This window comes from Geomonas sp., assembly GCF_056994735.1.
In genome coordinates this window covers 1-10,272 of record NZ_JBXKJL010000210.1, presented here as the reverse complement: position 1 = coordinate 10,272, position 10,272 = coordinate 1, and the positions used below count along the sequence as shown (strand labels likewise).

The 10,272-nt window shown below is 64.2% G+C and carries 8 protein-coding genes; all 8 read left to right on the top strand.

Going from position 1 to position 10,272, the window contains the following annotated elements:
* Positions 1-224 (top strand): chemotaxis protein CheW (locus AC11W3_RS09080; protein WP_484092888.1); only part of this gene is annotated, 224 nt, incomplete at its 5' end.
* Between the two features lie 48 nt (positions 225-272).
* Positions 273-2,294, top strand: coding sequence for a methyl-accepting chemotaxis protein (locus tag AC11W3_RS09075; RefSeq protein ID WP_484092887.1), 2,022 nt, complete (start codon positions 273-275; stop codon positions 2,292-2,294).
* 3 nt (positions 2,295-2,297) lie between these two features.
* Entirely contained in the window at positions 2,298-4,715 is a 2,418-nt protein-coding gene (locus tag AC11W3_RS09070; RefSeq protein ID WP_484092886.1) for a hybrid sensor histidine kinase/response regulator, read from the top strand.
* Between the two features lie 14 nt (positions 4,716-4,729).
* Positions 4,730-5,761, top strand: a complete 1,032-nt coding sequence (cheB, locus tag AC11W3_RS09065) for a chemotaxis-specific protein-glutamate methyltransferase CheB (RefSeq protein WP_484092885.1) — start codon at positions 4,730-4,732, stop codon at positions 5,759-5,761.
* 172 nt (positions 5,762-5,933) lie between these two features.
* Positions 5,934-8,648 carry a GAF domain-containing protein gene (locus tag AC11W3_RS09060; RefSeq protein WP_484092884.1) on the top strand — a complete coding sequence of 905 codons (2,715 nt, stop codon included), beginning with the start codon at positions 5,934-5,936 and terminating at the stop codon, positions 8,646-8,648.
* Positions 8,649-8,704: 56 nt separating this feature from the next.
* Complete coding sequence (locus AC11W3_RS09055) at positions 8,705-8,986, top strand: hypothetical protein (protein ID WP_484091454.1); 282 nt, start codon at positions 8,705-8,707, stop codon at positions 8,984-8,986.
* A gap of 41 nt (positions 8,987-9,027) precedes the next feature.
* Complete coding sequence (locus tag AC11W3_RS09050) at positions 9,028-9,411, top strand: hypothetical protein (protein ID WP_484091455.1); 384 nt, start codon at positions 9,028-9,030, stop codon at positions 9,409-9,411.
* Positions 9,412-9,733: 322 nt separating this feature from the next.
* Positions 9,734-10,272, top strand: a 539-nt coding sequence (locus AC11W3_RS09045) for an MFS transporter (RefSeq protein WP_484092883.1), incomplete at its 3' end; no start/stop codon positions are given.

Here is a 10,272-nt window from a genome sequence, read left to right as displayed (position 1 = left end):
ACAACAAGGTCATCATCCTGGAAGGCGGCAAGATGGAGTTCGGCATACTGGCCGATGCCATCGTCGGGGTCGGCACCATCGATGCCGGAGAGCTTCAGCCGTCGCTGCCGACGCTGACCGAGATCAGGGCCGATTACCTGAAGGGCGTCACCGATCGCCTGGTGGTGCTGGATGCCGGGAAGATGCTTGCGGACAAGAGGATCGTGGTTCATGAGGTGGTTTAGAAGGGATCGCTTACCCGGAGGAAGGGGCTGCAGCTCGGAGGAACCGTCATGAAGTGGCTTGAAAATATGGTAGTGCGGACCATGCAGGGCTCGCATTTCATCCGGAGCCTGATCGACATGAGCCAGGACCCGCTGGTCATCATCAATCCCGGAGGGAAGATCGCCGAGGTCAACGACGCCACCGTGAGGATCACCGGGGCAGCCCGCGAATGGCTGATCGGCTCGGACTTCAGTGACTTCTTCACCGAACCCCAAAGGGCGGGGGATGCCTACCGCCAGGTGCTGGAGAAGGGGTACGTGCTCGACATGCCCCTTGCCATCAGGCACAAGGACGGGAGGCTTAGCGAGGTCCTCTACAACGCCACGGCCTACAAGGATGACGACGGCCAGCTCTTGGGCGTCTTCGCGGCCGCCAGGGACGTGACCCAGCGCAAAAAGGCCGAGGAGAAGTTCCGGGGATTCCTGGAAAATGCCCCCGACGCCATCGTCATCGTCAATACCGAGGGGGAGATCGTCCTGGTCAACTCGCAGACCGAGAGGCTCTTCGGCTATCCGCGCGAGGAGCTGATCGGGAGGAAGGTCGAGATCTTGGTCCCCCCACGCTTCAGGGAGAAGCATCCCCGGTACCGGGGAAGCTTCTTCGGCGATCCCAAGGTGCGCCCGATGGGGGTGGGGCTGGAGCTCTACGGTCTGCGAAAAGGGGAGGTCGAGTTCCCGGTCGAGATCAGCCTGAGCCCCCTGCAGACCGAGGATGGTCTGCTGGTTATCGCTGCCATCCGCGACATCACCAAGCAGAAACAGGCCTCGCAGTACGCGAGGAGCCTGATCGAGGCGAGCCTCGACCCGCTGGTGACCATCAGCGCCGAAGGGAAGATCACCGACGTGAACGAGGCGACCGTCAAGGTGACGGGCGTTCCCCGCGAAAAGCTGATCGGGACCGATTTCACCGGCTACTTCACCGAGCCGGACAAGGCGGGAGAGGGGTACAAGCAGGTCTTCGAGCAAGGCTCAGTCACCGACTACCCCCTCACCATCATGCACAGCAGTGGCGCACTGGCGCACGTCCTCTACAACGCCTCGGTTTACAAGGATGACCACGGTAACGTCCTCGGCGTCTTCGCCGCGGCCAGGGACATCACCCAGCGCAGGAAGGTGGACCAGGAGCTCAAGGAGCTGAACCGGACCCTCGAACAGCGGGTGGCGGAACGCACGGCGAACCTGGTGCGGCAGAACACGGAGATCCTCGAGGCGGCGGAGATCCTGGCGGCCTCGTCCAGCGAGATCATGACCTCCATGAGCCAGATCGCTTCCAGTGCCGCTGAGACGGCGGCCACGGTCAACGAGACCTCCAGCATCGTGGAAGAGGTCAAGCTGACCGCCCAGGTGTCGAGCCAGAAGGCGCGCAAGGTCTCCGATGCCGCCCAGAGGGCGGTGTCCGTGGCCCAGACCGGGAGGAAGTCGGTGGAGGACTCGGTGACCGGCATGGGGCGGATCCAGGACCAGGTCGCCTTCATAGCCGAAAGCATCGTCAAGCTCGCCGAGCAGAGCCAGGCGATCGGCGAAATCATCGCCTCCGTCAACGACCTGGCCGAGCAGTCCAACCTCCTGTCGGTCAATGCCGCCATCGAAGCCGCCAAGGCCGGCGAGCAGGGGAAAGGCTTCGCGGTGGTGGCCCAGGAGGTCAAGAGCCTGGCCGAGCAGTCGAAGGAGGCCACGGGCCAGGTGAGGAACATCCTCAACGACATCCAGAAAGCCACCAACACGGCGGTCATGGCCACCGAGCAGGGGAACAGGGCGGTCGACGACGGCGTCAGGCAGTCGAAGGAGGCGGGCGAGGCGATCCGGCTCATGGGGATGAGCATCGAGGAATCGGCCCAGGCGGCGGTGCAGATCTCGGCCTCGAGCCAGGAACAGTTGACCGGGATGGACCAGGTGGCCCAGGCCATGGGGGATATCAAGCTCGCCAGCGAGCAGAACGCCACCGGGATGAAGCAGGTTGAGGCGGCGGTGCAAAATCTCCATGAACTGGGGCAGAAGCTGAAACACCTGGTGGAGCAGTACAAGGAATGAGTCATGGAGCGGGACGAGCAATTCCAAAAACACCTTCTGGAGACCTTCAGGCTTGAGGCGGAGGAGCACCTTCAGGGGATGAGCTCCTCGCTCATCGAGCTGGAGAAGGGAGTCCCCGAGGAGCAGGCCCAGCTGGTGGAGACGGTCTTCCGGGAGGCCCATAGCCTCAAGGGCGCGGCGCGCTCGGTGGGGCGCAGCGACATCGAATCGCTTTGCCAGGCCATGGAGGGGCTCTTCTCCGGGATGAAGCGCGGCGAGGTCGGCCCGTCCCCGCGGATCTTCGATCTCCTGCAGCAGTCGGTGGACCTTTTGACCCGCCTCCTTGCCACCGCCGAAGCTCTGCCCGGCGAAGAGGAGAAAAACTGGCAGCGGGAGTTGGTGAGGAAACTTGGCGCCGCTAGGGTAGGTGCCACTTCGCAGGGGGGAGCTTCGGCCCCTCCATCCGGGGTGCCGTCTCGACCCGCCGTCGCCGCCTCTCAGCCTGCGGTGGCGTCTCAGCCAGGAGGAGCGTCTCAGCCTGATGTCGCGCCTCCGGCCGAGCCTAAAGCTCCCCGGGGAAATGGACCTCCGGCAGGCTCGGAGCGACCGGTACCGGAGCAAAAGGGTTCGGCCAGGGAGGTCAAGGCGACTCCTGCGGTAGGCGGGGAGACGGTAAGGGTGTCGTGGGGGAAGCTCTCCGCCGTGCTGCTCCTCTCGGAAGAGATGCTCTCCGCCAAGCTCTCCGCCCGGCAGCGGGCCCTGAGGATGCGGGGGGTCCGCTCGGCGTTCACGGAGTGGAGCAAGGAGTGGAGCAGGGTGACGCCGGAGGTGCAGAAGCTGGTGGCGGGGGCCGCCAGGGCTATCGAGGTCGGGACCGAAACGACTCTCTCTGACGGCAAGGATCTCCATAAGGTCCTGGAATTCCTGACCTGGAACAGCGCCTTCATAAGATCGCTGGAGGCTAGGTACGGTGCCCAGACCAAGGAGGCTGAGCAGGATAGCCGATCGCTCGGAGGAATGGTTGACAACCTCCTGGCTGACGTCAAGAAGGCCATGATGTTTCCCTTCTCTTCGCTGCTGGAGTCCTTCCCCAAGATCGTGCGCGACCTGTCCCGCGATAACGGCAAGGAGGCCGACCTTGTGGTACGCGGGGAGGAAATCGAGATCGACCGGCGCATCCTGGAGGAGATGAAGGACCCGCTGATACACCTGGTAAGGAACTCGATAGACCACGGGATCGAGAAGCCCGAAGAGAGGGAGGCCAGGAAGAAGCCGCGGCGGGGAAGGATCACCATCAACATCGCGCCCAGGGATGACAAGGCCGAGATCGTGGTCAGCGACGACGGAGCCGGCATCAGCCCCGCACAGGTAAGGTCGGCGCTGCTGAAGATGGGCGCCCTGTCCCCCGAAAAGGTGCAAGGCCTTGGGGAAGGTGAGTTGCTCCCTTTCATCTTCTATTCGGGACTCTCGACCAGTCCGATCATCACCGACGTCTCCGGGCACGGGCTTGGCCTCGCCATCGTGAAGGAGAAGGTCGAGAAGCTGGGGGGAACCGTCTCCGTGGAAAGCTTGCCCGACTCGGGGACCACCTTTCGCCTCGTCCTTCCTCTCAGTGTCGCCACCTTCCGGGGCATCCTGGTGAGGGTGGGGGAGCGCATCTTCGTGCTCCCGGCCACCCACGTGGACCGGGCGGTGAGGCTCCGGGACGGGGAGATCAGGACGGTGGAGAACCGGGAAACCGTGACCTTGAGCGGGACGGTCGTTTCCCTTGCGAGACTGGGCGCGGTGCTGGAGCTTCCCGAGCCGCGCGTACTCCCCGGAGAGTTGCAGGCGGTGGTGGTGACGGCGGGGGATCAGAGTCTCGCCTTCCTGGTCGATGAAGTGCTGGGCGAGCAGGAGGTGCTCCTTAAAAGCCTCGGCCTGCAGCTGGCGCGGGTCCGGAACATCGCAGGCGCCACCGTCCTCGGCTCGGGGAAGGTGGCCCCGATCCTCAACGTGGCGGACCTGGTGAAGTCGGCTGCCAGGATGGCGGGGGCACAGTTCGCCCTTCCCGCCCAACGCGAGGTGGCATCGACGCCGGGGCGAAAGGTGCTGGTGGTCGAGGACTCCATCACGTCCCGTACCTTGCTGACCAACATCCTGGAGTCCGCCGGCTACAGCGTCACCACCGCGGTCGATGGTGTCGATGCCTTCACCAGGCTCAAGGGGGAGCCCTTCGATGTCGTGGTCTCCGATGTCGAGATGCCCAGGATGGACGGCTTCGAACTGACCTCCAGGATTCGCCAGGACCACGATCTCGCGGAACTCCCGGTGGTGCTGGTCACGGCGCTGGGTACCAGGGGGGATAGGGAGCGGGGCGTGGACGTGGGGGCCAACGCCTACATCGTCAAGAGCAGCTTCGATCAGAGCAACCTGCTCGAGGTCGTCAGACGGCTTTGCTGAGTGCGGAGTGTGTCATGATCAAGGTCCTCATAGTCGATGACTCGCCGGTGGCGCGGCAGCTAATAGAGCACATACTGTCGGCTGACCCGGAGATCCAGGTGATCGGTGCCGCCCGAAACGGCATCGAGGCCCTGGCCGCCCTGGAGCACAAGCGCCCCGATGTGGTCACCATGGACGTCCACATGCCAGGCATGGACGGGTTCGAGGCGACCCGGGAGATCATGACGAAGTACCCGGTCCCGGTGGTGATCGTCACCGGCACCCTCGATCCTAAGGCCGACACCGCCGTCTTCCGCACCCTTGAAGCCGGCGCGGTCGCCATCCTGCTGAAGCCTCCCGGCATCGTCGATCCCGAGTACGCCCGGGCCGCGGCGGAACTGGTGCAGACCGTGAGGCTCATGTCCGAGGTGAAGGTAGTCCGCAGATCGGTGCGCCGCTCGCGGCAACAGCCCCTCCCCAGGGGGGAAGGGGGCCCGGCGCAGGTCAGGGCGGTGGGGATCGGCGCCTCGACCGGGGGACCGGTGGTGATCCACAGCATTCTCTCCGCGCTGGCCGCCGATTTCCCGGTGCCGCTCCTGGTGGTGCAGCACATGGCCGCCGAGTTCGTACCCGGTTTCGCCGAGTGGCTTTCCGGCTCCTGCGCCATCGTGGTCAAGGTCGGGGAGCAGGGGGAGACCCTGCGGCCCGGGACGGCGTACGTGGCCCCCGGCGGCCGGCATATGGGGGTCGACGGGCTGGGGCGGATTACGCTGACCCCCGGCAAGCCCGGGCAATTCCTCTGTCCGTCGGTCACCCATCTCTTCTGCAGCATGGCAGAGAGGTACGGGGACCAGGCGGTGGGCATCCTCCTCACGGGAATGGGGGGCGACGGGGCAGCCGGCCTGAAGGCCATGCAGGAGCGAGGGGCCCTGACCATAGCCCAGGATGAGGAGACCTCTGTCATCTACGGCATGCCCGGGGAGGCAGTGAAGCTCAGGGCCGCCCAGCACGTCCTTCCCCCCGAAAGCATCATCGCCATGATCCGGACCGTGGTGGAGCGGAAGTAACGGCACAATCGATAGGTGCGTCTCGGGAATTTCCCGCTACAATCTATAGGATTCACCAGTCCGGAGCCGGAACTGCGGCAACGGCGCCAGCCCTTTCAGTTATCACCTCTATGCGATCCGGTAGCCCCACCAGAGATCCCTTTTCCACGAAGTCATGCCGGGGTAAAAAGCCATGACGAGCGACAAGCGACCGACCTCAAAGCGCGGCACGGCGGCAACCCGGGACAGCGTCGCTGTCACCCGGTTCCGCAGCCTCGCCGACGCCATGCCCCAGCTTTGCTGGATCGCCAAAGCCGACGGCTGGATCTTCTGGTACAACCGTCGCTGGTATGAATACACCGGCACCGCCGCCGACGAGATGAAAGGGTGGGGGTGGCAGTCGGTGCACGACCCCTCAATCCTCCCCGTGGTCATGGAACGGTGGAAAGCCTCCATCGCCACCGGCCAACCGTTCGACATGGTCTTCCCGCTGCGCCGCTACGACGGCGTTTTCCGGCACTTCCTGACCCGGATCGTTCCCTTGCGCGACCAGCAGGGCAACGTGGTGCGCTGGTTCGGGACCAGCACCGACGTGACCGAGCAACGCGAGACCGAGGAAGCCTTCCACCAGAGCAACGTGCGGCTGAACCTGCTGGCCCAGACCGCCAGCGAGCTTCTGGCCACCAAGTCCCCGCAGGGAGTGGTCAACTCCATCTGCAGCAACGTGATGGCCTTCCTGGACTGCCAGGTCTTCTTCAACTTCCTGATCGACGAGGAGCAGCAGCGCCTGCACCTCAATACCTGGGCCGGGATAGACGTCGATGAGGCGAAGAGGATCGAGTGGCTCGATGTGGGGATGGCGGTCTGCGGCTGCGCGGCGGAGGGCGGGTGCCGGGTGGTGGCGGAGGACGTGCAGAATACCCCGGATCAACGCACCACGCTGGTCAGGACCTACGGCGTCACGGCCTACGCCTGCCACCCCATGATGGCCCAGGGGCGGGTACTCGGTACCCTCTCCTTCGGCACCCGCACCAGGACCCGTTTTTCACCCCAGGATCTGGCGCTGATGAAGACGGTCACCGACCAGGTGGCGATCGCCATGGAACAGAAACGGATGGAGGAAATGATCCGCCGCAGCGAGGCCCGGCTGGAAGCCTTTCTGGACGCCTCTCCCGGCATGCTCAGCATACTGGACGAGGAGCTCAGGTACCTGAAAACGGACAGGGTGACGCCGACCTACTTCGGACTCGATCGCGACAGCATCATCGGCAGGTCCGTGGGCGAGCTGTCGCCCGAACACCTCCACAGTCACGGCGCCATGATGCGCCGGGTCCTGGAAACCGGAGAGTCGGAACTGAACGCCGAGGTGCAGAGCCCGATACCGAGCAGGCCCGGCGAAATGGCGCACTGGCTGGCTTCCTACTTCCCCGTACCGCTGCCGGGAGGGAAGGGCGGCGTAGGGGTCATGGGAGTCGAGATAACCGACAAGAAGGAGGCGGAAGAGGCGCTGCGCCGGGCCCATGACGAGCTGGAGCAACGGGTACAGGAGCGAACGGAGGAGCTGGCGAAAGCCATGGAGGCGATGCGCCAGGAGATCGTGGAGCGGCAGCGGGCCGAGGAAAGCCTGCGCAGGCTCAACCGCCTCTACCTGGTGCTGAGCGAGACCGGTAAGGCCATCGTCCGCGCCTCCGACCGCACCTCGCTCTTCCGCGATTTCTGCCGCATCGCGACCAACCAGGGGGGCTTCCTCCTGGCCTGGGTGGGGCTGGTTGAGAAGGGGGGACGGATCCGGGTGGCGGCGGCCAGCGGCGCCACCGCCTACCTCAGGGGGCTCGACGTCACCACGAAAAAAGGGCCCGACGGCGAGGGGCCGACCGGCATAGCGGTGCGCGGCGGGGCCTATTACATCTGCAACGACTTCCAGAACGACCCGTGCACCCTCGCCTGGCACGAGAGGGGAGAGGCCTTCGGCATCCGCGCCTCGGCCTCGGTCGTTCTCAAGGAGGAGGGACGGGTCTTCGGCGCCCTGACCCTCTATTCCGCGGAGAAGGATTTCTTCGACGGGCAGCATGTGGCCCTGCTCCAGCAGATGGGGGCCGATCTCTCTTTCGCCGTCGACAACCTGCTGCGCGAGGAACGGCGCCGGGAGGCGGAGGGGGCCTTGCAGGAGGAGACCCTGGAGCGGTTGAGGGCCACCGAGGCCCTGCGGGAGAAGGAACGCCTCCTGATCCAGCAGAACCGGCAGGCTGCCCTCGGGGAGATGATCAACAACATCGCGCACCAGTGGCGCCAGCCGCTCAACGCCCTGGGGCTGATGATCCAGGACGTCGCCATGTCCTACGAGGTGGGCGATCTGAGCAGCGAGTATCTCGACAACTCGGTGAACAGCTTCATGCAGATCATCAATCACATGTCCCAGACCATCGACGATTTCAGGAACTTCTTCAGGCCCGAGAAGGAGAAGGTCGCCTTCAGGCTGAGCCGGGCCGTCAGCAACGTCACCTCCATCATGGACGCCAGCCTCAAGGCGCACCGCATCCACCTGGAGGTGGCAACAGCCGGTGATGCCGAGGTCCACGGCTATCCCAACGAGTTCTCACAGGTGCTCCTCAACATCATGCTCAACGCCCGGGACGTACTGACGGAGCGGCAGATCGAGAGCCCGAGGATCGAGGTGCTCCTCTCCCAGGAAGAGGATCGGGGAATCGTAATCATCCGGGACAACGGCGGCGGGATCCCGGAGGAGATCATCGACAAGATCTTCGACCCGTACTTCACCACCAAGGGGCCGGACAAGGGGACCGGAATCGGCCTCTACATGTCCAAGGCCATCATCGAAAAGAACATGAACGGCAGGATGACGGCCAGAAACAGCCAGGACGGCGCGGAGTTCCGGATCGAGGTGTGAGCGAGCTTCAGGTTTCAACCCGGGAGATCCCGGGATTTCTGCTAAAGGAGGAAGCTATGGAAAGAAAGACGATGATGTATGGTCTCAGGGTCGCGACGGTCGCCACCGTCTTTGCCGCCGGATATCTCTGCGGTTCGGTGACGCAGCGTAACGCCGACGCGCAGATGAGCGAGATGGGGGGAGAGCTCATGAAAAAGGCGTCGGGAAGTGGCGGTATGGTGGGCAATGCCGCCCAACTCGGCACGGCCATCACCGACATGGAGAAGCAGGTGAACGGCCTCCAGAAGAATCTCGGGGTGCTGAAAAACATCAAATCCGCCATGCTTGGCGGCAAGTAGGGGCTTAAGATCGAGTCACTCAGGTGAAGGGAGGATTCATCATGGCTATTTCCGTTACCGCCTTGCATCCCAATACCACCATTCAGGCTCCGGGGCTGAGCGTCTATTCGGGCGTGGCAGAATGTCTCTTCGCGGGGCCGGCCAGCGGGGTGGCGAGGGATACCCTCTCATTCATCATCCCCGACCCGCGGATCAGCCTGGTCATCCAGCCTGTTCAGGCGAGTTGCGTGGTGTCGCTGGCCAGCTTTGCCTTCGACGGCCCCGTCACCGATGCCCTCTGGGCGGTTGACGGCACCTCGGTCACCACGGTCAACGAGGATCGCGGCACCGGCACTGCGCAGCTGGAAGTCTTTGCCGATTTGGCCGTGAGAGGGCTGCACGGGCTCATCCTTCGGGTAAACTACAGCGTCTACGTCAGGCAGTGATCCCTCCTCGTTATTCCCCGTTCCATCCACTCCCTTACTCCGCCCCTCTTTCTCAGGGAGGGGGGGCGGGGTAAGGGAAGCAACGACCTCGGCTGCGTCATCCCGAGTCCTTCCATGGGGATCCATCGCGGGATTCCCGCTTACCCCGCGGGAATGACGGTAGCGCCTCCTCGGCCGAAGCGTCCATCGCCACGGCGTATCGCCACCGCTTCCGGATACCCATCATTAAAATTTGCATTGAAGCCGGTAGCATGCTACTTGTGGGATTACCACTTCCGGCCTTACAGCTTCAGTTGTGGCAGCAAACAGATTGGATAAAGCAGTGACCGAAACCACAAAACACTCCGCAAGCCGCCTTCTCCTCATCGCCTGCACCATCAGCTTCGTCTGCTTCTTCGGCTCCTACATGCGCATTCCCATTGTGCCGCTCCTGGCGACCTCTCTGGGCGCCGATACCGCGGACGTGGGGCTCATCAACGGCGCTTTCATGCTGGTGGCGGGCTTCCTCTCCATCCCCTCGGGACTCCTCTCCGACCGGCTCGGTCGCAGGATACCCCTGCTCAGTGGGCTGGCGCTGCTCTCCTGCTCGTCCTTCCTCCTTTTCTGGAGCCGGACGCCGCTGCAGATGGGGCTCATCTACCTGATGTTCGGCATGGGGCTGTCGGCATTTTCGCCGACCTTGATGTCTTATGTCGCCGATGTCACTCCGCCCGAGGTGCTGGGGCAGGCCTATGGCTGGTACACCATGGCGCTCTACGGCGGGATGACCCTCGGCCCGGCGGCGGGCGGCTTCGTCGGCAGCGCTCTCGGGCTGCGATCGGTCTTCCTTGCCGCCGGCGCGCTGATCACGGCGATGTTCTT